The 25,393-nt window shown below is 56.6% G+C and carries 24 protein-coding genes; 10 read left to right on the forward strand and 14 right to left on the reverse strand.

What is annotated here, in order from left to right:
- Positions 1 to 4: 4 nt before the first annotated feature.
- The 6 genes from ELY25_RS16795 to ELY25_RS16820 all read left to right on the forward strand — a co-directional run bounded on the left by ELY25_RS16795 (position 5) and on the right by ELY25_RS16820 (position 7,514).
- Positions 5 to 394, forward strand: coding sequence for a sarcosine oxidase subunit delta (locus ELY25_RS16795; RefSeq protein WP_126952407.1), 390 nt, complete (start codon positions 5 to 7; stop codon positions 392 to 394).
- On the forward strand, positions 391 to 3,432 hold the full coding sequence (locus ELY25_RS16800) for a sarcosine oxidase subunit alpha family protein (protein WP_126952408.1): 3,042 nt from the start codon (positions 391 to 393) through the stop codon (positions 3,430 to 3,432). Before ELY25_RS16795 ends, ELY25_RS16800 begins: the two co-directional genes overlap by 4 nt.
- Positions 3,425 to 4,072: a sarcosine oxidase subunit gamma gene (locus ELY25_RS16805; protein ID WP_126952409.1), complete on the forward strand. Its 648-nt coding sequence runs from the start codon at positions 3,425 to 3,427 to the stop codon at positions 4,070 to 4,072. The genes ELY25_RS16800 and ELY25_RS16805 overlap by 8 nt, the downstream gene beginning before the upstream one ends.
- A 58-nt stretch (positions 4,073 to 4,130) precedes the next feature.
- A complete protein-coding gene (gene purU, locus ELY25_RS16810; RefSeq protein WP_126952410.1) occupies positions 4,131 to 4,997 on the forward strand; it encodes a formyltetrahydrofolate deformylase in 867 nt (288 codons plus the stop codon).
- A gap of 151 nt (positions 4,998 to 5,148) precedes the next feature.
- Positions 5,149 to 6,531 (forward strand): L-serine ammonia-lyase, encoded by a 1,383-nt coding sequence (locus ELY25_RS16815; RefSeq protein WP_126952411.1) that lies wholly within the window; start codon positions 5,149 to 5,151, stop codon positions 6,529 to 6,531.
- A gap of 281 nt (positions 6,532 to 6,812) precedes the next feature.
- Positions 6,813 to 7,514: a protein kinase family protein gene (locus ELY25_RS16820; RefSeq protein WP_126952412.1), complete on the forward strand. Its 702-nt coding sequence runs from the start codon at positions 6,813 to 6,815 to the stop codon at positions 7,512 to 7,514.
- Between the two features lie 14 nt (positions 7,515 to 7,528).
- On the opposite strand, the gene ELY25_RS17865 is transcribed toward ELY25_RS16820, so the two are convergent.
- Both ELY25_RS17865 and pobA read right to left on the reverse strand, forming a co-directional pair.
- Positions 7,529 to 7,696: a hypothetical protein gene (locus ELY25_RS17865; RefSeq protein WP_185856162.1), complete on the reverse strand. Its 168-nt coding sequence runs from the start codon at positions 7,694 to 7,696 to the stop codon at positions 7,529 to 7,531.
- A 9-nt stretch (positions 7,697 to 7,705) separates the two neighbouring features.
- On the reverse strand, positions 7,706 to 8,890 hold the full coding sequence (pobA, locus tag ELY25_RS16825) for a 4-hydroxybenzoate 3-monooxygenase (protein ID WP_126952413.1): 1,185 nt from the start codon (positions 8,888 to 8,890) through the stop codon (positions 7,706 to 7,708).
- Positions 8,891 to 9,040: 150 nt separating this feature from the next.
- Between pobA and ELY25_RS16830 the strand changes: the two genes are divergently transcribed.
- Entirely contained in the window at positions 9,041 to 9,937 is an 897-nt protein-coding gene (locus tag ELY25_RS16830) for a helix-turn-helix domain-containing protein (protein WP_126952414.1), read from the forward strand.
- 33 nt (positions 9,938 to 9,970) lie between these two features.
- On the opposite strand, the gene ELY25_RS16835 is transcribed toward ELY25_RS16830, so the two are convergent.
- The 4 genes from ELY25_RS16835 to ELY25_RS16850 all read right to left on the reverse strand — a co-directional run bounded on the left by ELY25_RS16835 (position 9,971) and on the right by ELY25_RS16850 (position 13,817).
- The gene (locus ELY25_RS16835) at positions 9,971 to 11,260 is read right to left on the reverse strand and encodes a TRAP transporter large permease (RefSeq protein WP_126952415.1); all 1,290 of its coding nucleotides are present in this window, start codon (positions 11,258 to 11,260) and stop codon (positions 9,971 to 9,973) included.
- Positions 11,250 to 11,777, reverse strand: a complete 528-nt coding sequence (locus ELY25_RS16840) for a TRAP transporter small permease (RefSeq protein ID WP_126952416.1) — start codon at positions 11,775 to 11,777, stop codon at positions 11,250 to 11,252. The genes ELY25_RS16835 and ELY25_RS16840 overlap by 11 nt, the downstream gene beginning before the upstream one ends.
- Before the next feature lie 3 nt (positions 11,778 to 11,780).
- Positions 11,781 to 12,812: a TRAP transporter substrate-binding protein gene (locus ELY25_RS16845; protein ID WP_126952417.1), complete on the reverse strand. Its 1,032-nt coding sequence runs from the start codon at positions 12,810 to 12,812 to the stop codon at positions 11,781 to 11,783.
- Positions 12,813 to 13,151: 339 nt separating this feature from the next.
- Entirely contained in the window at positions 13,152 to 13,817 is a 666-nt protein-coding gene (locus ELY25_RS16850) for a GntR family transcriptional regulator (protein WP_126952418.1), read from the reverse strand.
- 145 nt (positions 13,818 to 13,962) lie between these two features.
- Between ELY25_RS16850 and ELY25_RS16855 the strand changes: the two genes are divergently transcribed.
- The 3 genes from ELY25_RS16855 to ELY25_RS16865 are packed head-to-tail and all read left to right on the forward strand — an operon-like array spanning position 13,963 to position 17,067.
- Complete coding sequence (locus ELY25_RS16855; protein WP_126952419.1) at positions 13,963 to 15,027, forward strand: aromatic ring-hydroxylating dioxygenase subunit alpha; 1,065 nt, start codon at positions 13,963 to 13,965, stop codon at positions 15,025 to 15,027.
- Entirely contained in the window at positions 15,024 to 15,992 is a 969-nt protein-coding gene (locus tag ELY25_RS16860; protein WP_126952420.1) for a PDR/VanB family oxidoreductase, read from the forward strand. The genes ELY25_RS16855 and ELY25_RS16860 overlap by 4 nt, the downstream gene beginning before the upstream one ends.
- 49 nt (positions 15,993 to 16,041) lie before the next feature.
- Positions 16,042 to 17,067, forward strand: coding sequence for a TRAP transporter substrate-binding protein (locus tag ELY25_RS16865; protein ID WP_126952421.1), 1,026 nt, complete (start codon positions 16,042 to 16,044; stop codon positions 17,065 to 17,067).
- A 97-nt stretch (positions 17,068 to 17,164) separates the two neighbouring features.
- On the opposite strand, the gene pcaG is transcribed toward ELY25_RS16865, so the two are convergent.
- The 8 genes from pcaG to ELY25_RS16905 all read right to left on the reverse strand — a co-directional run bounded on the left by pcaG (position 17,165) and on the right by ELY25_RS16905 (position 25,296).
- Positions 17,165 to 17,797 (reverse strand): protocatechuate 3,4-dioxygenase subunit alpha, encoded by a 633-nt coding sequence (gene pcaG / locus ELY25_RS16870; protein WP_185856180.1) that lies wholly within the window; start codon positions 17,795 to 17,797, stop codon positions 17,165 to 17,167.
- Between the two features lie 30 nt (positions 17,798 to 17,827).
- On the reverse strand, positions 17,828 to 18,550 hold the full coding sequence (pcaH, locus tag ELY25_RS16875) for a protocatechuate 3,4-dioxygenase subunit beta (protein ID WP_126952422.1): 723 nt from the start codon (positions 18,548 to 18,550) through the stop codon (positions 17,828 to 17,830).
- A gap of 137 nt (positions 18,551 to 18,687) precedes the next feature.
- Positions 18,688 to 19,626 (reverse strand): pca operon transcription factor PcaQ, encoded by a 939-nt coding sequence (pcaQ, locus tag ELY25_RS16880; RefSeq protein ID WP_126952423.1) that lies wholly within the window; start codon positions 19,624 to 19,626, stop codon positions 18,688 to 18,690.
- Positions 19,627 to 19,802: 176 nt separating this feature from the next.
- Positions 19,803 to 21,254 (reverse strand): aldehyde dehydrogenase, encoded by a 1,452-nt coding sequence (locus ELY25_RS16885; protein ID WP_126952424.1) that lies wholly within the window; start codon positions 21,252 to 21,254, stop codon positions 19,803 to 19,805.
- Positions 21,255 to 21,311: 57 nt separating this feature from the next.
- Positions 21,312 to 22,481, reverse strand: a complete 1,170-nt coding sequence (locus tag ELY25_RS16890; protein WP_126952425.1) for an alpha/beta fold hydrolase — start codon at positions 22,479 to 22,481, stop codon at positions 21,312 to 21,314.
- 10 nt (positions 22,482 to 22,491) lie between these two features.
- Positions 22,492 to 23,694, reverse strand: coding sequence for a 3-oxoadipyl-CoA thiolase (gene pcaF / locus ELY25_RS16895; RefSeq protein ID WP_126952426.1), 1,203 nt, complete (start codon positions 23,692 to 23,694; stop codon positions 22,492 to 22,494).
- Between the two features lie 10 nt (positions 23,695 to 23,704).
- A complete protein-coding gene (locus tag ELY25_RS16900) occupies positions 23,705 to 24,478 on the reverse strand; it encodes a CoA-transferase subunit beta (RefSeq protein ID WP_126952427.1) in 774 nt (257 codons plus the stop codon).
- Entirely contained in the window at positions 24,478 to 25,296 is an 819-nt protein-coding gene (locus ELY25_RS16905; RefSeq protein ID WP_126952428.1) for a CoA transferase subunit A, read from the reverse strand. Before ELY25_RS16905 ends, ELY25_RS16900 begins: the two co-directional genes overlap by 1 nt.
- Positions 25,297 to 25,393: the final 97 nt, after the last annotated feature.

Raw genomic sequence — 25,393 nt, forward strand, 5'->3', positions numbered from 1 at the left:
CATCATGTTTTATATCTTCTGCCCCTACTGCAAGGAGCACCGCGAGGAAGAGGAATTTCACGCTCGCGGTCAGGCTCACCTAATGCGCCCTTCCGACCCGGACAACACCAGCGACGAGGAGTGGGGCGACTACCTGTTCTTCCGCAACAACCCGCGCGGCATTCACCACGAAATGTGGGTGCACTCGGTGGGCTGTCGCAAGTTTTTCAATATCACCCGCAATACGGTGACCTACGACATTCTGGAAACCTACCCGATGGGCGAGCAGCCGACCATTACGGCGGCAACGCCCGATGTTCGTCACGAACAAGGCGTCCAGGTGGCCGATGGCGGTTGGCAAACCGTGGGCGCCCGGTCTGAAAACAAAGCACTGAACGAGGAGACCTCGTCATGACCCAGTCCAATCGTATCGCGGCAGGCGGGCGTGTCGATCGCTCGCAGGTGCTTGAGTTCACCTTCAACGGTCAACGCTATCAAGGCTTCAAGGGCGACACGCTGGCCTCGGCGCTACTCGCCAACGGCGTCAATATCGTCAACCGTAGCTTCAAATATTCACGCGCTCGCGGCATTGTCGCCGCAGGTTCCGAAGAGCCCAATGCCGTGGTCCAGCTGGGCGCCCGGGATGACACTCAGGTGCCCAACGTGCGTGCCACCCAGCAAGGTCTGTATAGCGGCCTGGTCGCTCGCAGCACCAACGGCTGGCCCAACGTTCAGCGTGACGTAATGAGTTGGGTAGGCCGCCTGGGTGGTGGTTTCATGCCGCCAGGTTTCTATTACAAGACCTTTATGGCCCCTGCCTCAATGTGGATGACCTATGAGAAGTACATCCGCATGGGCGCGGGCCTGGGCCGTGCGCCGACCGAGTCTGATCCGGATATCTACGATCACATGCATCATCACTGCGATGTGATGGTGATCGGCGCGGGTCCGGCGGGGCTTGCCGCCGCGCTTAGTGCCGCACGTGCTGGTGCCCGCGTGATCCTGTGCGACGAGCAGGAAGAGATGGGCGGCTCGCTGCTGGATAGCCGCGAGACGCTGGATGGCGTTTCCGCCGTACGCTGGGTTGAGCAAGCGCTCAGCGAGCTTGCCGGCATGGAAACCGTGACGCTGCTGCCACGCACCACGGCCAACGGCTATCACGACCACAACTTTGTCACCCTGCACGAACGGCGTACCGAGCACTTGGCCGATACCGCCCGTGAGGCAGGTTTCCCCGGTGAATCTCGGGCACGCCTGCATCGCGTGCGCGCCGCCCAGGTAGTATTGGCCAGCGGCACTCATGAGCGGCCGCTGGTGTATGCCAACAACGATCTGCCCGGCAACATGCTCGCCGGCGCTATTTCTACCTATATTCGCCGCTACGCGGTAGTGCCCGGCCAGAGCCTGGTGCTCTCCACCAGTAACGACCACGCCTACCGCGCCGCGCTTGACTGGAAAGAGGCGGGACGCAAGGTGGTCGCCATTGTCGATGCACGAGCCAACCCGGACGGCGATTTGGTGCGCCAGGCGCGCGACAGCGGTATTCGCGTGATTACCGGCAGCGCCGTCATCGAAGCGCGCGGCAATCAGCGCGTCACCGGGGCGCGTATCTCGGCCATCGACCTTGAGCGTTTCGTGGTGATTGGAAAAGTCGAGGAGCTTGAGTGCGATACCATCGCAAGCTCCGGCGGCTACAGCCCGGTGATTCACCTCTCGTCGCACACCGGCACTCGTCCGGTATGGAACGAAGAGCTACTAGGCTTTGTCCCCGGCAAGGTAAAAGGCATGCACGCGGCAGGCGGCGTGGCCGGCCACTACGCTCTGAGCGAGACGCTGACCGATGGTGCTCGCGCTGGCCGCCAGGCAGCGCTGGAAAGTGGCTTCAACAATGCGCCGGATATCGTACTGCCCGCCACTCGAGCGCGGCGCGATGCCCCAGCCTGCGCGCTTTATCAGGTGCCCCATGAAAAGAGCGCCCTGCGCGCGCCCAAGCAGTTTGTTGACCTGCAAAACGATGTGACCGCCGCGGGTATTGAAGTGGCCACCCGCGAAGGCTTTGAATCCATCGAGCACGTCAAGCGCTACACGGCGCTGGGCTTTGGTACCGACCAAGGGAAGCTGGGTAATATCAACGGTATGGCGATTGCCGCACGCTGCCTGGATCGTTCGATTCCCGAAGTAGGTACTACCGTGTTCCGGCCCAACTACACGCCGGTCACTTTTGGCGCCATCGTCGGCCGCCACTGCGGCGAGCTATTTGACCCTGAGCGTTACACCGCGCTACACCAGTGGCATATCGAGAACGGCGCCGAGTTCGAGGACGTGGGCCAGTGGAAGCGCCCCTGGTATTTTCCACGCACCGTGAATGGCAAGAAGGAAACCATGCATGAGGCGGTCAACCGCGAGTGCCTGGCGGTACGCGAGGGTGTGGGGATTCTGGACGCCTCGACGCTTGGCAAGATCGATATCCAGGGGCCGGATGCCCGTGAGTTCTTGGGCCGCGTCTACACCAACAAGTGGGCTCAGCTCGCCCCTGGGCGCGTGCGCTACGGCCTGATGTGCAAAGACGACGGCATGCTGATGGACGACGGTACGACCAGCTGCCTGGGCGATAACCATTTCCTGATGACCACCACCACCGGCGGCGCGGCAGGCGTGCTCGAGTGGCTGGAGCTGTGGCACCAGACCGAGTGGCCGGAGCTTCAGGTCTACTTCAACTCGGTGACCGACCACTGGGCAACCATGACGGTGACCGGCCCGGACGCGCGCAAGCTTTTGTCCGAGCTGACCGACCTGGATTTAGATCGCGAGAACTTCAAGTTCATGGACTGGCGCGATGCCACGGTGGCAGAGGTACCGGCGCGCATCTTCCGTATCTCGTTCACCGGCGAACTGGCGTTTGAGATCAACGTGCAGGCCAACTACGCCATGCACGTGTGGAAGAAGCTCTTCGAGCACGGCGAGAAGTACAACCTGACACCCTACGGCACCGAAACCATGCACGTGCTGCGCGCCGAGAAAGGCCTGATCATCGTCGGCCAAGATACCGACGGCTCGGTGACGCCCGAGGACCTGGGTATGCAGTGGGCGATTGGCTACGACAAGCCCTTCCCGTGGATCGGCAAGCGGGCCCTATCGCGCCCGGATACCCGTCGTAAGGATCGCAAACAGTTTGTCGGCTTAAAGCCCAAGGACCCAAGCGTAGTACTGGAGGAAGGCGCGCAGATCGTCTTCGACGGCAAGCAGTCGATTCCCATGGACATGAAGGGCCACGTAACGTCGAGCTATTACAGTGCATCGCTCAAGCACGGCTTCGCCCTGGCCGTGGTGATGGGTGGTCATGAGCGAATGGGCCAAACCGTGTATATCCCCATGACGGATGGCACGATGCATGAAGCCGAAATCGTTAGCCCTGTATTCATCGATCCGAAAGGAGAGCGCCAGCATGTCTAACGTGAGCGTATCTAACGTGCGAGAGTTCAACACCGTGCCCGACGGCAATCCAAAGGTCGAATCTCCTCTGGCGTGGAGCTACCAGCAACATCCGGCACCCCGTGCCAGCGGCCAGGCAGGCATTGTCCTGCGTGAAAAAGCGCTGCTAGGCCACTTGGTGCTGCGTGGCGGGGCTATTGTGCTGGATGAAGCGGTTCGAGCAACACTGGGTATGAGCCTACCGGCCAAGCCCAATGCATTGGAACATGACGATAGCGGCGAGCGCTCCATCCAGTGGCTCTCACCCGACGAGTGGCTGGTGATCGTGCCGGGCGGAGAGGAGTTCAAGCTTGAACGCGCGCTGCGCCAGGTGCTGGGCGATGCCCATTACAGCATCGTCAACGCCAGCGGCGGCCAGACCGTACTCACGCTTAGCGGCGATAACGCCCGCGAGGTACTGATGAAATCGACGTCCTACGATGTGCATCCCAATGCCTTCCCGGTCGGCAAGGGCGTGACTACAGTATTTGCCAAGGCGACCGTGGTGCTGCGCCGCCCTTCCGAGACCCATTGGGAGCTGGTCGTGCGCCGCAGCTTTGCCGACTACTGCTACCGCTGGTTGCTCGACGCCTCAGCGGAATATGGCATCGATACACAATAACAAGCTGGTCGGCCGGGCGTGCCCGGCCGACCCTGACTGCCGATGAAAGAGAAGCGCCATGAGCCGAATGACGGATACCTGGATACTTGCCGCCCAATGCCCCAGTATTTTGGGCACGGTCGATGTCGTTACCCGCTTTTTAAAGGAGCAGCACTGCTATATCACCGAACTTAGCTCGTTTGATGACCGGCTGGGCGAGCGCTTCTTCATCCGGGCCGAGTTTCGTCCCGAGCGTGAAACGTTCGACGAGCAGGCGTTTCAAGAAAACTTTCTGCCGCGCGCTGCCGATTTTGACATGACGTTTGAACTGACCGCGCCGGCCAAGCGCACGGGCGCGGTCATTCTCGTCTCCAAGGCGGACCACTGCCTGAACGACCTACTTTACCGCTACCGCACCGGGCAGCTGGCGCTGGATATCAAGGCAATCATCTCCAACCACCCGGACCTTGAGTCCTTGGCGAGCTGGCATGATCTGCCTTACCATCATCTGCCTATCACCCCCGATACCAAGGCCGATCAGGAGGCCCAAGTGCTCGATATCATCGAGCAGACCGGGGCGGAGCTGGTGATCCTGGCGCGCTACATGCAGGTGCTCTCGCCGCGCATGTGCGAGCTTCTGGACGGACGGGCGATCAATATCCACCACTCGTTGCTGCCGGGCTTCAAAGGCGCGAAACCTTATCACCAAGCCTACGACAAGGGCGTCAAGCTGGTGGGTGCTACGGCGCACTACATCAACAACGATCTAGACGAAGGGCCGATCATCGCCCAAGGCGTCGAGCCGGTGGATCACACCCACTACCCGGAAGATCTGGTAGCCAAGGGGCGCGATATCGAGTGCCTGACGCTGGCTCGGGCGATTGGTTACCATCTGGAACGACGGGTCTTCCTGCACAACGGGCGCACGGTAGTGTTCGGCAACTAGCCTTTAGGGTTAACGTTTACACTACTTCAGCAGAACAAAAATCAAGTTTGCTCACTGTTTGACGCGACGGGTATATCACGGGCATCAATCCGCGTTTGCCCTGTCCAACGTCCAGTGAGCCGGCTTTTTATTTCCAATTCAGAGGTCTTCCATGCCTATCAGTGTCTTCGACCTTTTCAAGATTGGCGTCGGTCCATCCAGTTCGCATACGGTTGGCCCCATGATGGCAGCCTTCAAGTTTGTGACGGTTCTGCGCGATAGCCAAATGCTCGACCAGGTGAACCGCCTGGAAGTGCACCTCTATGGCTCACTTTCCGCCACGGGCATCGGCCATGGAACCGATCACGCCATTATCATGGGCTTGTTGGGCGAACGCCCCGACACCATCGACCCTTCGATTATCAACTCCTCGATTGCGGCATTGAAAGATACCCGCTGCCTGTCGCTGGGGCGCCACAAAGATGTCACGTTTGACTGGCATCGGGACATTATCTTTCATGAAGAGAGCCTGCCCCACCACCCCAACGCCATGAAGCTTTGCGCCTTTGCCGAGGACGGCAGCCTATTGACCGCCAATACCTATTACTCGGTCGGTGGCGGCTTTGTGGTCGATCAGAACCAGGTGGATGCCAAGCTTGAAGATATGGATACGGCGGATCTCCCCTTCGACTTCAACAGCGCTGAAGAGCTTCTGGCCATTTGCAAGCGCGAAAACATGAGCATCAGCCGCCTGATGATGGAAAACGAGAAAACATGGCGCCCGGAAGAAGAGGTCAGAAGCGAGCTTTGGCGCATTTGGCAGGTCATGTGTGAGTGCATCGATAACGGGCTAACCCATGAAGGCGTTCTACCTGGTGGCCTTAACGTCAAACGTCGCGCAAGACAGCTGCATCAGCGCTTGCAGGCGGCTGAGCAGAACGACTGCCTGATTGCCACGACCTTCTCCGCCATGGAGTGGGTGAATATCTTTGCGCTCGCCGTGAACGAAGAGAATGCCGCGGGCGGACGCATGGTAACAGCCCCAACCAATGGAGCCGCGGGCATTATTCCCGCCGTGCTGCACTACTATATGAAGTTTCAGGCGGGCGCCAGCGAGCGCAACGTAGTGGATTTCCTGCTGGCCGCTGGCGCGATCGGCATTTTGTGCAAGAAAAACGCCTCCATTTCCGGCGCTGAAGTGGGCTGCCAAGGTGAAGTGGGCTCGGCGTGTGCCATGGCCGCCGCGGGCTTGGCCGAGGTCATGGGCGCCACGCCTGAGCAGGTGGAAAACGCCGCCGAGATCGGCCTTGAGCACAATCTCGGGCTGACCTGCGACCCGGTGGGTGGGCTCGTTCAGGTGCCCTGCATCGAGCGCAACGCCATTGCCACCATCAAGGCGATCAACGCGGCGCAAATGGCCCTGCGAGGCGACGGCACCCACTTTATCTCTTTAGACAAAGTAATCCGCACCATGCGCGACACCGGCAAAGACATGCTGGACAAGTATAAGGAAACGTCCAAGGGCGGGCTGGCGGTTAATGCAATTGAGTGTTAGGGCAACGCTTTAGCACCAGCGTTTCTCTTCATTATCTCTCCATAAAGCCCAGGCAAAGTCTGGGCTTTATGCTACTGGCGTTTTAAAAAGATGAGTGCTCATGTATGCACCTATCAGTCAGACCACCAAGACACAGACTAAAATCCTTGATATTAGCAGCTTAACTATTACGCTATTATGTCAAGGTTCCTGGATTTTCTACCTCACAAAGCCCTCTTTGGCACTTTGCCGTCTCGGCGCTACCCAGGCCAGCACCATCAGGTTATTCGTAAGGTCCCACCATGCTAAAAAAGCTACAGCGCTTTTGCTTCTCTCAACAGTCTTGCTGGTATCTGGTGCATCGTGATCAGGCGGCCCCTTCTTTAAGCCTGGAGGGTCTGGAGCCGCTGCCGGAACTTGATCGTCGAAGCAGCAGCAACTTCTATTTTCAGGCGCAAACCAGCACGCTTTTTAAACTGGTGCGCGATAAATATTCGCCTAAAGAAGATTTCTGGCGCTGGCTAGGGCGCGATATTATTTCCAAGCGCCTGACCGGCTCGTATGACGCGTACAAGGAGTTCACCAGCCGCCGTATCCTCGAAAGGCTAGGGCAGAACACGGTAGCGGTTCGCTGTTATGGTGTGGCGCTCAACTTTTTGAACCCGCTGGGATCGCTTTACGCGATGGAGCGGCTGGATAACTGCGTGACCGGGAACATTCATTTTGAAGGACTGGACGAAGCGCATCGTTCAGCCTTTATCGACACCTTGAGCGCACAGGTGATCGAACTGGCCAAGGCCGGCTATTACCATCGCGACCTGCACCTGGACAATCTGCTGGTGGATCAGCAGCAACGCCTCATCTGGATCGACACCCACATCAAGGCGCTCCCTTCGTCCGCCAAGAAACGCGGGGCGCTTCTGGATAACATGCTGACCAATAGCCGTATCAATAGCGAGGCCTATCGCACCCAGCTACGCGCCCGGCTGGCACCCTATTTTTAACCTAACCCTGCGGTTTAGCGCTTAATCTGGCATTGCCAGTAACGCTTTCCAAAGCGTTCAGGCTCCTCGACGGAAGGTACATGCCATACGCCGTCAAACACTTCCAGCGGGGCACCGTTGAGCTTCTCCGAAAGCGTCTCTAAAGTGGCAGGCCGTAAACGCCCAAGCTGATACCTGAGCATGGTTTTATGCTATTCCAACAACTCGTAAGGCAAGCCTACGTAGTTCTCGGCGATCGTCGTCAAACCAGCCTCGGAGCTTGTCACGTAATCCAGCTCGGCTAGCTGCATACGGCTATTGAAGTCCTCTTCGTCAGAAAAGTTGTGCAGCATGGAGGTCATCCACCAGGAGAATCGCTCTGCTTTCCAGATGCGCTTCAGGCAGGTTTGTGAATAGCGCTCGATCAGATCCGTGCGGCCTTCCTGATAGACCTTGACCATCAGTCGATAGAGCGTGTTGACGTCGCTCGCCGCCAGGTTGAGCCCCTTGGCACCGGTGGGTGGAACGATATGCGCCGCGTCGCCCACCAGAAACAGTTTGCCGTACTGCATAGGTTCCACCACGAAGCTACGCAGCGGCGCGATGCTTTTTTCAATTGACGGCCCGGTCACGAGCTTTTCTGCCACCTCGTCAGGCAGGCGGCGTTTAAGCTCTTCCCAGAAACGCTCATCCGACCAGTCTTCGACTTTTTCGTCCAACGGCACCTGAAGATAGTAACGGCTGCGGGTAGCGGAACGCATACTGCATAGGCTGAACCCACGCTCATGGCGTGCATAAATCAGCTCGTCGGATACGGGCGGCGTATCCGACAACATCCCGAGCCAACCAAAGGGATAGACCTTCTCAAACTCGGTAATACGGTCTTGCGGAATCGCCTGACGCGATACGCCATGATAGCCATCGCAACCGGCGATGTAGTCGCAGTCAAGCCGCACGTTTTCGCCGTTGTGCTCGAACGTAAGATAAGGCGAGTCGCTGTCCAGATCAAAAGGCTGAACGTTTTCCGCCTCATAGAGCGTTGTTGCGCCGGCGGCTTCGCGGGCCTCCATCAAGTCACGGGTGACTTCAGTCTGGCCGTACACCATTACTTTACTGCCGCCGGTCAGCTTGTCCAGCGGAACACGTACGCGACGATTATCAAACGCCAGCTCAAAGCCATCGTGGGGCAAGCCTTCCCTGTCCATACGCTGGTCCACACCGGCTTCGCGCAACAGATCCACCATGCCCTGTTCCAGCACGCCTGCCCGGATACGGCTGAGTACGTACTCACCTGAACGGCGCTCTACAATGACGTTATCAATACCCTGATGGTGTAATAGCTGACCCAATAACAGGCCGGAGGGGCCTGCGCCGATAATGGCGACCTGTGTCTTCATAGGGGATGCCTCATTGTTATCATTGACTTAAATACATGACTTGTATTTTTCAATGAAACGGAAGACATAATAAGGCAGTATACAAACTACTATTTGGACTTTTCAGGTATTATTACTCAACCTTAGTCGCATATTTAAAGGGAGCAGGCGATGCTATCAAGCACCGCGATTCCGGTGTTTAAACTCTACGGCGAGACGCAGCACTGGCCAACGCCGGATCTCCTTCACTGTGAGTCAATCCCGGAGCGTAGCCGTCTGCATGACTGGCGTATTCGTCCGCATAGGCATGCCGATCTCGTGCATATTCTGTTGATTAGCCGAGGCAGCGTTGAGCTAGAGCTGGAAGGCACTAGCCACCATCTGGAGAGTGCGTCGGTCATTATTGTGCCGGCAATGACCATTCATGGCTTCCGTTTTTCACCCGATGTGGATGGACACATTATTACGCTCGCAAAACCACTGGCGGATCACCTGCATGGCACGTTGGATAATGGAAGGATATTGAAAAAAGCCGGTTTTTATCGGCTCGCCTCGGCTAATAGCGCAGCCCGGATTGCCACACTGGTTGACCAAGTCGATCAGGAGTATCGGCAACCCGCCGCTGGCCGCAAGCAGCTTCTGGATGTCTTGGCCCGAGCGCTTACCATTGAGCTTGAGCGCTTGGTGGTTCCTGCCAAAGCAAGTCTCAAGCGTCTAGGGCCACAACGGCGCGAGAAAGGGCAGCAGCATTTCGATTACTTTCAAAAACTAATCGAAAAAGCCTATCGAGAACAGCCAAGTATTGAAGCATTAGCCAAAGAGGTAGGTATTAGCAGTGCTCATCTAAACTTGCTATGTCGCAAGATTGCGGGCCGCAGTGCACTGGAACTTCTTCATGAACGTCTTTTGCTCGAAGCCAAGCGTCAACTGACTTATACCAACATGACAATTGCTCAAGTAGCTGATAGCTTGGGTTTTTCTGAACCAGCCTATTTTACTCGTTTCTTTAAGCGCAATACCCAGCTGGCGCCGCGTGAATTTCGCCAACGCCAGCTAGGTAGCGAGTAGACGCGTCACGACACGCTCCCACTCTGTTCATACTTAAAGCAAGAAGAACGTGCTGAGTACAGGAAACGCTATCAGCAGCGCCAAGCGAATGAAATCGGCGACGATAAAGGGCGCCACGCCTTTAAATATCTCACCGAGCCCAACGTGTGGTGCCATGGCCTTGATGACAAACACATTCATACCCACCGGTGGCGTAATCAACCCGAGCTCGACCGTTAAGACCGTAATAATGCCGAACCAGATCGGGTCGATTCCCAACGCCTGAATAATGGGATAGACGACCGGTACGGTAATCACCAGCATCGCTATCGAGTCCATGAACATGCCAAGGATAAAATAGAGCAGCAGGATGCATAGCACGATGACGATAGGCGTCATCTCTGTTCCATACAAGAAGTCGCTAATCGAAAAAGAGATACGCGATACAGAAATAAAGTAGCCAAGCGTTTCAGCGCCTACCAGCATGAAAAAGACGACAGCAGAAAGCGCCAACGTTTCCTGAACGCTTCGCCATAAGCCTACCCAGCGCATACCCTTGAATAGTGCATAGAGCAGCGTGGCGAAAGCCCCGACACTTGCCCCCTCCGTCGGCGTGAAAAGACCAAAGTAGATGCCCAGTATCATCACCAGGAAAACGGCAAAGAAGGGAATCAGCCCCGATATGGAGCCCACTTTGGCTCGCCACGAAGTAGGCTCACCTGCCACCGCCAGCGAGGGACGCAACCGCATGACAACGGTTACCGTCAGCGCATACATGACAAGCCCCATCAACCCCGGAATTAAGCCCGCCATGAACATGTCGCCCACTGATTGCTCAGTGAGTATGGCGTAGATTAGCAGGGCAATACTGGGGGGGATCATGATGCCTAACGTGCCGCCAGCGGCCAGCGCACCGGTGGCCAGGCCACGGTTGTAGCCATAGCGCTCCATTTCGGGAAGCGCTACACGCGTCATGGTGCTGGCTGTCGCCAGCGAGGAGCCTGAAATCGCCGAAAAGACGCCGCACGAGCCTACTGCCGCAATAGCCAAGCCACCTTTCCATCCACCACAGATGGTGCGCGTGGCATCAAAAAGCTTACCCGCCATGCCCGAGTGCGCTGCCAGCACCCCCATCAGGATGAACATAGGTACAGCGCTGAAACTGTAATTGGAAAGCACCTCGATAGGTACCGTTTTTAACTGGGCAATAGCAGCGCCCCAACTGATCACCCAGGCAAAGCCACCCACACCAATCAATAGCATGGTCAGAGCAACGGGTACGCGCAGTACCATTAGAACCAACAGCAAACCGAGGCCTATGGCCCCTATCATTTCACTCCCCATTGGAAACCTCTCCTTCAACGCCAAACAGCGCTCCCAAAAGGGCGTGCAGCGCGCTTCGCACGCCTAACAGCAAGCTAAGTACTGCCGCGGCGTAATAGATTGGACCCATCGGTAAGCGCAAATCCTGGGTAACCTCGCCATGGCGTGAAGCTGCCGCCGCTGAATCGAGAAGCCCTGTAAACAGCACCATACCTAACGCAGCAAAACCAATTAGATAAACACCGTGAAGCCGGTTTTTTATCCACTGAGGAAGGCTATGGGACAGTGCCTCCACAACCACCTGGCTCTTTTCCACGTTGGCGGCCATAGCGGCCAGCAATGAACAGAGCATCAAGTAACTCACCAGCTCCACGCTACCGCTCACGCGCAGAGCTATGGCGCCTTCCGTTAAACGATAAAGATAGCGCGTGCTCACATCCGCAATGGTTACTAATAAAAGCGCCACCAATGCCACACCCGCGACCCAGCGGCATAGTAAGGCCAGCCAATGGCTGGCCCTCTCTAGGTAGGTCTGCATCAATTACTCCTGCGAACCGGCGCAAGAGGCGCTGGCTGCTAACGCCGCCTCATAGACCTCACGTGCCTGGCTCAAACCACGCCCTTCCAGCTCGCTGAGGTAGGTTTCAATACCTGCTTCCAGCGGGCCTTGCCAGTCAGGGTTCTCAAGCGGGTTTTCGATTTCACGAATGGTATGGCCCGCTTCAACGGCTTCCTGTTTACCTTCTACATCAAGACGGTCAAACACGGCGCCAGCTTTCTCGGCCCACTTCATGCCAGAGTTGTTGTCGATTACCGCTTGTTGCTCGGGAGATAAGCGCTCATAGGTACGCTGATTCATCGTGGCAACAAACACTAGCGTATAAAACGGCACTTCTGTGTGGTAGCTCACCAGCTCGTTGATACGAAAGCCCTTTAAACCTTCCCAGGGAAAGCTCAAACCATCAATAACGCCACGCTGCATGGCGGTATAAATATCTGGCGCTGGCATACCTACAGGGTTTGCACCCATGTTCTCCAACATTTGACCGGCAACCGCCGTGGGACGACGGATACGAAGTCCTTCCAGATCAGCAGGTGTTTGAACATCGGTACCAATAGTGTGAATGCCGCCAGGCCCGGTAGTGAACATGAAGAGTGGGCGTGTATCTTCGTACTCGGAATCTAAATGGCCATCATCATAAAGACTTTGCAATACACAGGCACCTTGAGTGGCCGAGCTTGCCACACCGGGGAGTTCAACGATCTGGGAAAGTGGGAAACGCCCCGCCGTATAGCCCTGCGCCGTCGCACCGATATCGGCAATACCATTGGCAGCGGCTTCATAGATGGAGTCGGGTTTGGCGAGCGTACCCGATGGGAACATCTGTACTGTCAGTTCACCACCAGACTCTTCGGCGATCGTATCGGCCCAGACCTGTAAAATGTCTTCGTTGACACCTGATGCGCCCGGCCAGAAGTGGGCCATACGCAAGGTCGTCGAAGCCTGAGCTGCACTCATCGATAGACCTGCAATGGCGGCTGCCAATACACACTGAGTTAATTTCGTTTTCATGGGGAAGACTCCGAGCCTTGAGCATGCGTTGTTCGCATAACGAATATTAGTTCGTTTTTACTGAGGCAACCTTAATCCACTAACCGCCATAGAGCTAATCGACCTTGGTCTACATCATCCCCCTTTATGACTTTTCAGCCCGTATTTAATATGAACTGGCAATTTAGGGAGCTTAAAAAGCCAACAAGGCGTTAATCACACTCCCAATCGATACTTGTACACTCAAGCAATTAAGTAGCTGCATCAATCATTGAGTAATAAGTAGCTATTGATTTTTTTATTACTCAAGAAGGCTAATTAAAAATTAATTTTGATTTTATGCGATATAAAACATCGTTATCAAAGCAGTTCCGAGTAGCGGATTCCAATTAGAGCATGCTCGCGCATCAACATCTCTACACGCGCCCCTTCACCATTTACAAGCGATTGAAAAATAAGCTCATGATGGAGTTGAGCAAGTTGAAGCTTGCGATATTCATGCGAGAGCTTACCTTTATCAATTACGATGGAAGCCGCCGCCGCAAAGGGTAGATGGTTATTGCGTGAAATGGCATCGGCAATAACGCCGCTACCGGCCGAGCACACAATTAGCTCGTGAAAATTCCAGTTAAGCTCTATCCAGCGTTGAATATCCTCTTCAACCAGGTGCCCCTTATCAAGCACTTCCCTGCCCTTCTGGATCCAAAAATCAAACTCCTCACGCTGCTGGCTAGACATGCCATGTTCCGCCAAACGCCGTGCGGCGAGGCCCTCAAGCACTCCACGCACCTCCACAGCACAGTGCACATCCGCATCGGTAAATTCACGTACCATAAAGCCACGCTTGCCAGCACGCTTGAGCAACCCTTCCTGCTCAAGCGTACGGAATGCCAGGCGCACTGGCGTTCTTGAGATTCCCAGCTGCTCTGCGACGGCCTCTTCACCTAACCGCTCCCCTTGGGGATAGTGACCATCCTCAATCAACTTGCGTAGTTGGCTGGCAACGCTTTGATTGCTGCTACTCATTCGTTTTCTCTCACTTTCATAACGCTTGGGATGTTCAACCAATCCCCTAAACCAAAGTCTAGGTTGACGATAAAAACCTCTATGGCCTTTACTTTGGATCCAAAACTAATAAAAACCAATAATTAATTCCAATAAGGAGTAACCCGTGACTCAGCAAGCCCCCTACCCATTAAACACGTGGTACGTTGCCTGTACTCCCGATGAACTTGACGATAAGCCACTGGGAAGAACTATTTGTAACAAGCAACTCGTTTTCTTCCGCGGTGACGCAGGCCGTGTCGCTGCCATGGAAGATTTCTGCCCCCACCGTGGAGCGCCGCTCTCCTTGGGTTTCGTGCGCGATGGCAAGCTGGTATGCGGCTACCATGGCCTTGAGATGAACTGCAGCGGCAAATGCGACAGCATGCCTGGCCAACGCGTTCGCGGCTTCCCCAGTGTGCAATCGTATCCGGTTGAGGAGCGCCATGGTTTTATCTGGATCTGGCCTGGCGATCCTGACAAAGCGGATGCCAGTCTCATTCCCGAGCTTGAGTGGGCGAACAACCCTGACTGGGCGTATGGCGGCGGGCTCTACCATATTGAGTGCGAATATCGACTGATGATCGATAATCTCATGGATTTGACCCATGAGACCTACGTCCATGCCTCAAGTATTGGGCAGCCGGAAATTGAGGAGGCCGCGCCCGATACCAAGGTAAATGGCGATGAAGTCATCACCAGCCGCCAAATGGAGAATATTCCTGCGCCGCCTTTCTGGCAGGCAGCGCTGCGCGGCAACGGTTTGGCCGACGACGTTCCGGTGGATCGCTGGCAGGTTTGTCGCTTCACCCCACCTAGCCATGTATTGATCGAAGTCGGCGTCGCGCATGCTGGCAACGGCGGCGCTGATGCGCCAGCAGACAAGAAAGCCTCAAGCGTGGTGGTGGATTTTATTACGCCTGAATCGGACACCTCCATCTGGTATTTCTGGGGCATGGCGCGCAATTTCAAACCCGAGGATCAGGCGCTGACGGATAAAATCCGCGAAGGTCAAGGCAAGATCTTCGAAGAGGATCTTGAAATGCTCGAAGCGCAGCAACGCAACCTGCTTCGCTACCCGGACCGTCAGCTGCTGAAGCTCAATATCGACGGCGGTGGCGTGCAGGCGCGCCGCATCATTGATCGCATCCTCACTGAGGAGCGCGAAGCGAAAGCGGAGGCCACCGCATGACCCATACAGCTCCTTCGCTGATCGTGGAGGTCAAGGCGCGTCATGATGAGGCGCTCGATATCGTGACCTTCGAGCTCGCTGATCCGCATGGCCGGGAACTACCGGCCTTTAGCGCGGGTGCGCATGTTGATGTGCGCGTTAAAGACGGCGTTATCCGTCAATATTCTCTTTGCAACCACTCAGACGAGCGCGACCGCTACTTGATTGGCGTATTGCGCGACCCCGCTTCACGCGGTGGCTCTAGCGCCATGCACGACGAGATACAGGTTGGCGATCTTGTGCAGATCAGTTCACCTAAGAATCACTTTCCACTCAAGCCTGCCCCGCGCGTTGTACTGCTGGCAGGCGGTATCGGCATTACACCACTGCTCTGCATGGCCGAGCGCTTGGCGCATACTGATGGCACCTTCGAACTCCATTACTGCACGCGCTCCCGGGAGCGAACCGCTTTTTATCAACGCCTTGTTGATGCTGAATTTGCCGCGCAGGTACATTTCCACTTCGATGATGGTGAGCCAAGCCAGCACCTGGATCTCGACACTCTGCTTGGCCAGCCAGACGCGGATACCCGCGTCTATGTCTGTGGGCCTAAAGGATTCATTGATGCGGTCATGACGACCTGTAAAGCGCATGGCTGGGCTAGTGACCAGGTGCATACCGAGTATTTCAGCGGGGCCGAGACCGACAGTTCGCAAGATGGCAGTTTCGAAGTGCGTATCGCCAGCAGCGGTGAAAGCTTTACCGTGCCCGCCGACAAGACCGTTCATCAGGTTCTCACCGAGAACGGCATTGAAGTGATGGTTTCCTGTGAACAGGGGGTGTGCGGTACGTGTTTAACACGCGTGCTGGAAGGGGAGCCGGATCATCGTGATCTCTACCTGGAGGATCATGAGCACGCTGCCAATGACCAATTCACGCCTTGCTGTTCACGCTCTAAAAGCAAAGTGCTTGTGCTGGATCTGTGATACGCCAGCCGCTTTAATAGCCTCTTGGATAATCCAAAGGATAACTACAATGAAAAAATCCCAGACAACCGTGACCCAAGCCGCGCTGCTCAGCGCACTCATTTTATTGCCGGCTGCCGCCCAGGCCCAGACAACCCTGCGCTTGGCGCATGTGTGGCCCGGCGGCTCAATGATCGATAGCGCGCTTTTCGAGGCGTGGGCAGCGAGCGTTAGCGAAGCTTCAGAGGGCCAGCTTAACGTCGAGGTGTTTCCCAGCCAAACGCTAGCCAAGTCAGCACAAACTTACGAAAGTACGACGCGCGGTATCGCTGATGTCGGTGCGTCCGCTCAAGGTTACACGGCCGGCCGATTCCCGCTGACCCAGATCGTTGAGCTGCCCGGAGTCTCTTCTAGTGCACAGGAAGGGGCGTGTATCTTGCAGTCGCTTTTTGAGCAGGGCCACCTGGAGCAAGAGTACGCCGACACCCGTCCGTTATTCTTCTTCACCACGGGCCCGGGTTATCTGCATACCAAGGAGAAGTTGATTCAAACGCCTGACGACTTGGCCGGTTTACGCCTGCGCAGGCCTACGCCCTTGGTGGGCGATATGATGGAGCGTCTTGATGCACAGGCCGTCGGCATGCCCGCCCCGGACGTATTTACGTCAATGCAGCGTGGCGTCGTGGATGGCTTGAGCTTCAACTGGGAAGGGATGAAAACGTTCCGCCTCAATGAACTGGCGAAGTACCATACCGAAGTACCTCTCTACGATTTGTCGCTGTTCGCGGTCATGAACCAGCGTAACTACGAGAATCTCCCCGCAGAGCTTCAGCAGGTGATCGACGAACATAGCGGTATGGAGTGGTCGATGCGCGCCGCCGAGGTCTACGACACGTTGATCGCGCAAGGCCGACAAGAGGCTGAAGAGGCAGGGCATGAGTTTATCGTTATCGAAGATGCGCTTAACGACCCGGATTGGGGTCCGGTATTACAGGAAACCATCGATAGTTACTTAAACGAGGTGGGGGGTAATGCCAGAGAGATCTACGATACGGCGATGGGCCTGAAAGAAGAGTGCGCGATTACTAACGCTTAGCAAGAGACCTTACTTGCGCTTGATCGCAGCCAACAAAAAAACGCCGGGTTCAACCCCGGCGCTTTTTGCTTACAGGTCTTGACCCACGAAATAAGCGTCAGAAATCAAAAAAGATCGTCTCACCAGGCCCCTGCAAGCGAATATCAAAACGATAGCGAATAATGCCGCCGGCCTCTTCACGTTTGGCGATCAGCGTCTGGCGACGATTGTCGGATTCAACCCGCGAAAGCACCGGGCACTCGCGGTTAGCCTCAACTTCGTCGTCAAAATAGAGACGCGTTTGCAGGTGAATATTCACGCCACGAGCAAAGATTGCAAGGTTAATGTGCGGCGCCATCAGCTTGCCGTTAGGGTGCGCGACGGCGCCCGGCTTGATGGTCTTTAACGACCACTCACTGCCCTGCTCGGCTATCGTGGCGGTTCTTCCGAAGCTGTTGAACGGCTTGCGCAGGTCATAATCTGCCTGATAGTGCCCCTCGGCATCGGCCTGCCACGCTTCCAGGAAGGCATCACGTACCAGATCACCGTTGCCATCAATCACGGTACCCACAATCTCGATATGCTCGCCCGAGGCATCGGGCTTGGCCATTTCACTCCAGATCTCTTCATCGCGCTCGGGGTTACCGGCCGCAGCCAGTGCCAAACCAATATGCACGTAAGGTCCAGCGGTTTGCGAGGCGGTTTCACGCAGCATCATTTCGCTCACCGGCTGGGTGTTAGGCTGTTTCATCATCAATCCCCCTGCCTTATTGGTTTTCAGCTATTGGTTTTCAAAGAAGGTTTGCAGCTCGCCGCGCACCACAATGTCAAAACGGTAAGCCAGGCAATCCATCGGCCTGCTGTTAGCCATATCCAGGCGGCCAACCATCGTCTCCACGGCTTCGGGGTCTTTCAGTGTTTGCACGATGGGGCATAGCGGAATCAGAGGGTCTCCCTCAAAGTACATCTGCGTGATCAGCCGAGAAGAGATAGACGGCCCCATGACCGAGACATGAATATGCGCTGGCCGCCAGCTATTCACATCATTCGGCCAGGGATAGGGGCCTGGCTTGATGGTCCGAAAACGGTAAAAGCCCTGATCGTCGGTCAGGCAGCGGCCCACACCACCAAAGTGAGGGTCCAGCGGTGCCAGGTAAGCATCTTTCTTATGGCGATAGCGCCCGCCCGCATTGGCCTGCCACATTTCTACCAGCGTATGGGGTACCGGCTTGCCAAACTGGTCCATCACGCGGCCAAACAAGATGATCCGTTCACCCTGAGGCAGCCCTTCGCCTTGCGTGAAGTTCATCAGCAGGTCGTTATCATAGGGCCCCACCCGCAGATGGCTGAAATCAGGCCCTGTCAGTTCAGAAGCAGTGGGCTGCTGCATGCTCATCAACGCCTGCTGGGGCGAGCGCGCAACGGAGGTTTTATAGCCAGGGGCATAGGCGGGTGGATGCCAGTTACGGTCACGGGTTACAAAGCGATTATATTTAGGCTGCATGGCAAATGCTCTTTATGGCGAGGTAAGCATCGGGCGGCGCTTGCCCCCTTTGCGCTTTCACTCGCCAAGTGTGCCGCGTAGCCTCCGCCATGCCAATTGAAGAGTCATTCCCACTCATAACCTATAGGTTATCGTCTTTACGACCTTGGTATAATGCGCTCCGCCGCCACTTGGCGTAGCGTTTCGCAAAAAGCGTCACGGGTCAGCGACTTCGTCATGCTCACATTCGTGCAGATGCCCACAGACCCACCCTGCGCTTCAAACGGCAGTGCAAGCTCTTTAAGTAGACCGCTCTCCAACTCCTCGATCACCGCTTCCCGCGGAGCTATCCAGAGCGCGTCGCTCTCCAGCGTGTAGCGGTAGCTGACCGGCAGCGAGAGGGTCTCCAGCAACAGCGGCGGTAGCGTAATTGCATGGCGTACACAAAAGCTGTCCACCTGTTGGCGCAATGTGGTTTGCGGGGGTGGCAATGCCCAGGGATAGGCGATGAGCTGGCTCGCGGCTACCGGCGTTACCTGGGCAAGCGGATGACCGCTGCGTGCCACGATAACCAGCGGTTCATAATAAAGATGTTCAAAATAGAGATCGCCAATTTCCCGCGCCTCGGTCATCCGCCCTACCACCATATCAAGCTCGCCTAGGCGCAAGCGTGAAAGTAGATAGGCACTGGCGCCGGTTACTACCGAGACGCTGGTATCGTGCTGGCCAGCCGCTGACGCGCTGTGCCAGCGCTGTATCGCCACAGGCAACAGACGGCTCTCGACGGTGGATAGCGCTCCTATGCGCAGCCAGCGTCCACCATGATGCGCATCACCGATAGCACTGACACCTTCGTCCAGCGCCCGCATGGCTGGGCCTGCATGGCGCAGCAGCGTCAAGCCCGCCTGGGTGAGCGACACCCCTTGCGAAGTGCGCTCGAAAAGTGGCGTTTGCAAAATCTCCTCAAGCTCGCGTATCGCTTTGGAGATTCCCGGCTGAGTAATCGCCAGCGCCTCAGCGGCGCGGGCAAAGCTGCGCCGCTTGGCGACTTCGAGAAAGGCCATCAAGTGGCGTAGTTTGATACGGGCGTTGAGCATGGCTTTCTATTATCAGCGAAACAGAAGACGCTACCTTCGCCGATTCGCGCTCATAAGGAAATCGTTAAATTTACTCTGCGCACTTATCCAATAGGTTTAGGGATTGTTTGTCCTCGGCACGGCCCTGTTGTCAGAACGGCGCCCTGGAGCGCCATTCTGAACCGCCGCTATACGCACTAGATAGGATAGTGGCGCGGGCCGGTTTGCAGCGTCATCCAACGCAGGTCCGTGAACTCCTCGATGACCGCCTTGCCACCGAAGCGTCCGTAACCGCTACTTTTTACTCCACCAAATGGCATTTGCGGCTCGTCATGTACCGTTGGGGCATTGATATGACAGATGCCTGTTTCAATGCGCCCAGCAACCCGCAGCCCGCGTGCGCTATCGCGGGTAAACACGGCGCCTGAAAGACCGTACTCGCTATCATTGGCAACGCGAATGGCTTCCTCTTCACCCTTGACGCGAATCATGGCGACCACAGGGCCAAAGGACTCTTCCGAATAAAGCCGCATTGCCTTGGTGACGTTATCCACCAGCGTTGGCTGCATCACGACACCCTCAGCCTTTCCTCCAGAGCCTAAGCGGGCGCCATTGCTGAGGGCATCATCGATCAGCTCGTTGAGCTTATGACCAGATTCCTGGTTGATGAGCGTCCCCAGTACATTGGCTTCTGCACGAGGATCTCCCGCTGTCAGTGTCTTCGCTTTGGCCGCCAACTTCTCGGCAAATTCATCGGCAACGGCTTCATCTACGATCAAGCGCTCGGTCGACATGCAGATTTGCCCCTGATTGAAGAAGGCGCCGAAAGCGGCCCCTTCAACCGCTGCGTCAATATCGGCATCGTCAAGCACCAGAAAAGGCGCCTTGCCGCCCAGCTCTAGCAGTACGGGTTTAAGGTGCTTAGCGGCTTTCTCCGCAATGATGCGCCCAACCGTTGTAGAGCCGGTGAAGTTGATACGCCGAACCGCCGGATGCTCAATCAATGCGCCCACCACGCTTGCGGCTTGCTCAGGCTGGTTATGGATAACGTTAACCACGCCGTTACCCAGGCCAGCATCGTGCAGCACCTGCCCAATCAGCGCGTGCGTATTCGGGCACATTTCAGAAGCTTTAAGGATAACGCTGTTACCACACGCCAAGGGCGCGGCAATGGCCCGCGTACCCAGAATGATAGGCGCGTTCCATGGCGCGATCCCCACCACCACGCCGCACGGTACGCGAATGCCCATGGCCAGGCTATCCGGCACATTGGAGGGAATCACATCGCCCTGGATCTGGGTAGTCAAGGCGGCCGACTCGCGCAGCATGTTGGCGGCCACCATGACATTAAAGCCGGCCCAACCTGGGGTAGCACCGGTTTCATCGACCATGGCATCAATAAATTCTTGCTGGCGGGCCTCCATTAAATCGGCGGCTTTAGTCAGCTTCGCCCGGCGCTCGCCGGGGCCTGTCTGGGACCAAGACTTGAAAGCGCCATGAGCCACTTCGATAGCCCGGTTGACATCATCAAGCGAGGCCGCTGCCACGTGTGAGACCGTTTCGCCACTCAACGGATTGCAGCGCTTGAAGGTGGCGCTATCTGAAGCAGCACACTGCTGGCCATCGATTAATAGTTGAACTGACGTCATGGCATGGCTCCATTTAATACAGGAAGTATTATTAATGTTCAGTCGATAACTGATCGATTATTCACCCCAGCCCAGATCTTTGGCCAAGGCAAAGGCATGGTTGGCTGCCGGTACACCGCCGTAAATCGCCACATGCATGATTACCTGACGAAGTTCGGCTTCCGTCAGGCCAATACGCTTGGCGGTTTTCAGGTGTAACGTCAGCTCTTCACGGCCGAGAGCTGCCAGAATACCGGTGGTAATCATGCTGCGCTCGCGGCGGGTGAGGTCCTCGTTACTCCAAAGCTCGCCCCAGGCCAGACGGGTAATCATCTGTTGGAAGGGGGTATCCAGGCTGTTGGCGTTAACGGTTGAACGTGCCACATGCTCTTCGCCCAGAACCTGCTTGCGAGTTTCCAGGCCGGTCGCGTAGGCCACGCCGTGGTTCGCCACGTCGCCCAGATCCGTTGCCAGCACGCCAAGCAGCTTCTCGGCGATTAGCTGAGGTGCTTCTACTGAAGGCACGTGACCTACGCCGTCAAAAACCTCAAGCGGCGCGCCGTCAAGCTCGGCAGACAAGGCTTCCAGTGTCGCCGGCGGCGTGGCCAGGTCTTCACTGCCGCCAAGTAGCTGCACCTTGACGTTCTTGTTGGAGAGCTTGCCGGTAAACGTCTCGCGGCCGAGCATTTCACATAGCTGAGCGTAGGATTCATTGTCGCCGCGCCCCATCTGAATGCACCAGCCCGCTTTTAACGCGGGGCTTGCTTCAAAGGCCGTGGGCGCAAACCAGCGCGGCACGATCTCTGATGACATCGCCGCTAGGCCTTCCTGACGCACGCGGCCTGCGCGAGTGTTCCAGAGTTCCGGGTTGCCGATAACCGCGCCAGTATTGGTGAGCGTGGCGGAGAGCAAACGGTCACTGTGCTCAGTGATCAACTGCTGGCCGATCACGCCGCCAATCGAGGTACCGGCAAAGTGAAAGCGCGACGCGCCTGAAAGCTCTACCAACGCCAAGGCCTCAGCGGCCAAATCGGCGGGCGTGATCTGTTCACCGCTGACCGCCTGGCTGGCCCCGTGGCCAGGCAGGTCCCAGGTCAGCACCCGGTAGCGGGGCAGCAGCGCAGGAATGACGTCATCCCACACGGCCTGGCTCATGCCCAATGGATGCGCCAGCACGACCAGTGGATTACCTTGTGTACCTAGCAGCCGGTAGGCCACGCTGCGTCCATTGATGGTATGAAAAGCCATACTACCTCCGTTAAGCGCGCTCAATCAGTGTGGCAATACCCTGGCCTACGCCCACGCACATGGTGCACAGTGCGTAGCGCTTGCCACTATTTTGTAGCTCGTAGGCAGCGGTAAGCAGCAGGCGTGCGCCGGACATGCCCAGCGGATGGCCAAGGGCGATTCCACCACCGTTGGGATTTACCCGCGGGTCGTCGTCTTCAAGGCCCAGGTCGCGCATGCAGGCCAGTGCCTGGGCGGCAAACGCTTCGTTAAACTCAAATACATCGATCTCATCCAGAGAAATACCGGTACGCTTGAGCAGTTTCTGCACGGCGGGAACCGGGCCGTAACCCATGATGCTTGGTTCAACGCCCGCTGTTGCCATACCGATAATCTTGGCCATGGGCGTCAGGCCGTGCTGTTTAACCGCTGACTCGCTGGCCACCAGCATGGCTGCCGCGCCATCGTTGACGCCGGAGGCGTTGCCAGCGGTTACGCTGCCGCCTTCACGGAAGGGCGTAGGCAAAGCAGCAAGCTTCTCCAACGTGGTTTCCCGCAAGTGCTCATCCTGATCAAAAATCAGTGGCTCCTGCTTGCGGCGAGGTATTTCGATAGGGGTGATTTCCTGAGCAAACCGGCCAGCTTGCTGTGCGGTGGCCGCTTTCTGCTGAGAGCGCAGCGCAAAAGCATCCTGATCTTCTCGGGAAATATTGAACTGCTCGGCGACGTTTTCCGCCGTTTCCGGCATGGAGTCGATCCCGAACGCCTTCTTCATCAGCGGGTTCACAAAGCGCCAGCCGATAGTGGTATCTTCGATTTTCTGACCGCGAGAGAAGGCGCTATCGGCCTTGCCCATCACATAGGGCGCCCGGGACATGGATTCCACGCCACCAGCCAGCGCCAGCTCCATTTCACCGGCTTTAATTGCCCGAAATGCCGTACCTACCGCGTCCATACCCGAACCGCACAGGCGGTTCATGGTGGTGCCAGGGACCGAGGTGGGGATACCTGCCAAGAGCGACGACATGCGCGCCACGTTACGGTTATCTTCACCGGCCTGGTTGGCGCAGCCCATAAACACTTCTTCAATCGCGGCAGGATCGAGATCCGGCGCATCCGCTAGCACGGCTTTAAATATCGTGGCGGCGAAATCGTCCGGACGCACGCTTGCCAGCGTACCACCAAACCTGCCAACGGCAGTGCGTCGCGGGTGACATAAATAAACGTTTGTCATGACCAACTCCTTATTCGCCCGTATGGGCGCGTTCGGTGCGGGCTTTCAGCTCGCGCAGGATCTCAAGCTCTTTTTCGCTGGGCTCAGGGGTACTCTCAAGCTGGTCGGCAAAGCGTACTTCCCAGCCCGTTGCGTCCATTACCTCTTCACGGGTCACTCCAGGATGCAGCGATACCACCATAAGCTCTTTGGTCTCTGGGTCGGGCTTCATCACACATAAATCGGTGATGACACGGGTCGGACCTTTACCGATATTAGGTACGTTATCGCGCCCTTTGCCGTCACGGCCAAAGCCTAGCGTAGTAACAAAATCGACATCTTTTACAAAAGCACGCTTAGAGTGCTTCAAGGTGATAAATACTTCGCCCGCGTTAGTGGCAATTTCTGGCGCACCGCCGCCGCCCGGCAGGCGTACTTTAGGCGCTTTGTAATCGCCAATCAGCGTCGTATTAAGATTAGCAAAGCGGTCGATTTGTGCGGTACCCAAAAAGCCCACGTTCACTTTGCCGCCCTGCAGCCAGTAGCGGAACATCTCGGGCACTGCCACGGTGGTCAGCGCTGATTCACACAGCTCGCCGTCGCCGATAGAGAGCGGCAGAATATCAGGCTTAGTTTGCAGCGTGCCGGATTCGTAAATCAGCACCACGTCGGGCGCATGTGTTAGCCGCGCCAGATTAGCGGCCTCTGAGGGCAGCCCAATGCCTACAAAACAGGTAGTGCCATTTTCCAGCGCCCGCGCAGCGGTCACCGACATCATTTCAGAAGCGGTATATTCCAGGCTCATCAGGCGTTCTCCTCTGCGCGGTAGACGTTGTCATCAAGCCACTGGGTAAAAGTGTCACGATCGCGAGCGATAACATCCCACTCTTTATAGAAGCGGTTGCTGCGGCCGTAATAGCCGTGGGTGTAAGAGGGCAGTGCGCCTTTTTCAGCCACCGCAACGGCACTGATGGCCCAGCTGGGAATCACACAGGCGTTAGGATGCGCCTTCAGATCGTCGACGATCTCCTCCACCGTGACGATGCTGTGCTTGGCCGCGAGAACGGCCTCTTTCTGTACGCCGACAATCCCTTCTACCAGCACGTTACCCTGGCGATCCGCCCGCTGGGCATGAACGATGGAAACATCAGGGCGCACCGACGGCACCGCTGCCAGCCGCTCGCCAGTAAACGGGCACTCAATGAACTTGATCTGATCGTTCACGCTGGGCAATTCGCTGCCGATGTAGCCTCGGAAAACGGCAAGTGGTAAACCCGCCGCCCCTGCTTCAAAGGCACAGGCCATGGCCGCGTGGCTGTGTTCAAGAATCTCAATCTTATGCGGCCAGCCTTTCTCCACGGCATCACGCAGGCGATGCAACGACCCGACACCTGGGTTACCGCCCCAGGAGAAAATCACTTTTTTAGCGCAGCCTGCGCCAATCAGCTGGTCGTAGATGATATCGGGGGTCATGCGGATCAGCGTCAGATCACGCTTTTTCTGACGGATCACTTCGTGACCAGCGGCAAATGGAATCAGGTGGGTAAAGCCTTCCATGGCCACGGTAGCGCCGTCTTGAACGTAGCGCGCTACCGCGTCATGTAAGCTGAGAAACTCGGCCATGATGGGTGCCTCTTAGCGGGTCGTTGGCATACTTGTTAATGAACTACTAACAAATTGTTCGTAAAGCGAACATAGATCCTCTATACGAACAAGTTAC

The sequence above is a fragment of the Vreelandella populi genome, from assembly GCF_003989825.1.
Lineage (GTDB): Bacteria > Pseudomonadota > Gammaproteobacteria > Pseudomonadales > Halomonadaceae > Vreelandella > Vreelandella populi.

What these genes read in the sequence shown, in the direction of transcription:
- ELY25_RS16795 (WP_126952407.1), top strand. Translation starts at nt 5, where the DNA reads ATGTTTTATATCTTCTGCCCCTACTGCAAGGAGCACCGCGAGGAAGAG.
- ELY25_RS16840 (WP_126952416.1), bottom strand. Translation starts at nt 11,777, where the DNA reads ATGCAGACCTACCTAGAGAGGGCCAGCCATTGGCTGGCCTTACTATGC.
- ELY25_RS16885 (WP_126952424.1), bottom strand. Translation starts at nt 21,254, where the DNA reads ATGACGTCAGTTCAACTATTAATCGATGGCCAGCAGTGTGCTGCTTCA.
- pobA (WP_126952413.1), bottom strand. Translation starts at nt 8,890, where the DNA reads ATGAAGACACAGGTCGCCATTATCGGCGCAGGCCCCTCCGGCCTGTTA.
- ELY25_RS16890 (WP_126952425.1), bottom strand. Translation starts at nt 22,481, where the DNA reads ATGGCTTTTCATACCATCAATGGACGCAGCGTGGCCTACCGGCTGCTA.
- pcaG (WP_185856180.1), bottom strand. Translation starts at nt 17,797, where the DNA reads ATGAAACAGCCTAACACCCAGCCGGTGAGCGAAATGATGCTGCGTGAA.
- pcaQ (WP_126952423.1), bottom strand. Translation starts at nt 19,626, where the DNA reads ATGCTCAACGCCCGTATCAAACTACGCCACTTGATGGCCTTTCTCGAA.
- ELY25_RS16815 (WP_126952411.1), top strand. Translation starts at nt 5,149, where the DNA reads ATGCCTATCAGTGTCTTCGACCTTTTCAAGATTGGCGTCGGTCCATCC.
- ELY25_RS16860 (WP_126952420.1), top strand. Translation starts at nt 15,024, where the DNA reads ATGACCCATACAGCTCCTTCGCTGATCGTGGAGGTCAAGGCGCGTCAT.
- pcaF (WP_126952426.1), bottom strand. Translation starts at nt 23,694, where the DNA reads ATGACAAACGTTTATTTATGTCACCCGCGACGCACTGCCGTTGGCAGG.
- ELY25_RS16805 (WP_126952409.1), top strand. Translation starts at nt 3,425, where the DNA reads ATGTCTAACGTGAGCGTATCTAACGTGCGAGAGTTCAACACCGTGCCC.
- ELY25_RS16905 (WP_126952428.1), bottom strand. Translation starts at nt 25,296, where the DNA reads ATGGCCGAGTTTCTCAGCTTACATGACGCGGTAGCGCGCTACGTTCAA.
- ELY25_RS17865 (WP_185856162.1), bottom strand. Translation starts at nt 7,696, where the DNA reads ATGCTCAGGTATCAGCTTGGGCGTTTACGGCCTGCCACTTTAGAGACG.
- ELY25_RS16900 (WP_126952427.1), bottom strand. Translation starts at nt 24,478, where the DNA reads ATGAGCCTGGAATATACCGCTTCTGAAATGATGTCGGTGACCGCTGCG.
- ELY25_RS16820 (WP_126952412.1), top strand. Translation starts at nt 6,813, where the DNA reads ATGCTAAAAAAGCTACAGCGCTTTTGCTTCTCTCAACAGTCTTGCTGG.
- ELY25_RS16850 (WP_126952418.1), bottom strand. Translation starts at nt 13,817, where the DNA reads ATGAGTAGCAGCAATCAAAGCGTTGCCAGCCAACTACGCAAGTTGATT.
- ELY25_RS16835 (WP_126952415.1), bottom strand. Translation starts at nt 11,260, where the DNA reads ATGGGGAGTGAAATGATAGGGGCCATAGGCCTCGGTTTGCTGTTGGTT.
- pcaH (WP_126952422.1), bottom strand. Translation starts at nt 18,550, where the DNA reads ATGCAGCCTAAATATAATCGCTTTGTAACCCGTGACCGTAACTGGCAT.
- ELY25_RS16800 (WP_126952408.1), top strand. Translation starts at nt 391, where the DNA reads ATGACCCAGTCCAATCGTATCGCGGCAGGCGGGCGTGTCGATCGCTCG.
- ELY25_RS16845 (WP_126952417.1), bottom strand. Translation starts at nt 12,812, where the DNA reads ATGAAAACGAAATTAACTCAGTGTGTATTGGCAGCCGCCATTGCAGGT.
- ELY25_RS16865 (WP_126952421.1), top strand. Translation starts at nt 16,042, where the DNA reads ATGAAAAAATCCCAGACAACCGTGACCCAAGCCGCGCTGCTCAGCGCA.
- ELY25_RS16830 (WP_126952414.1), top strand. Translation starts at nt 9,041, where the DNA reads ATGCTATCAAGCACCGCGATTCCGGTGTTTAAACTCTACGGCGAGACG.
- purU (WP_126952410.1), top strand. Translation starts at nt 4,131, where the DNA reads ATGAGCCGAATGACGGATACCTGGATACTTGCCGCCCAATGCCCCAGT.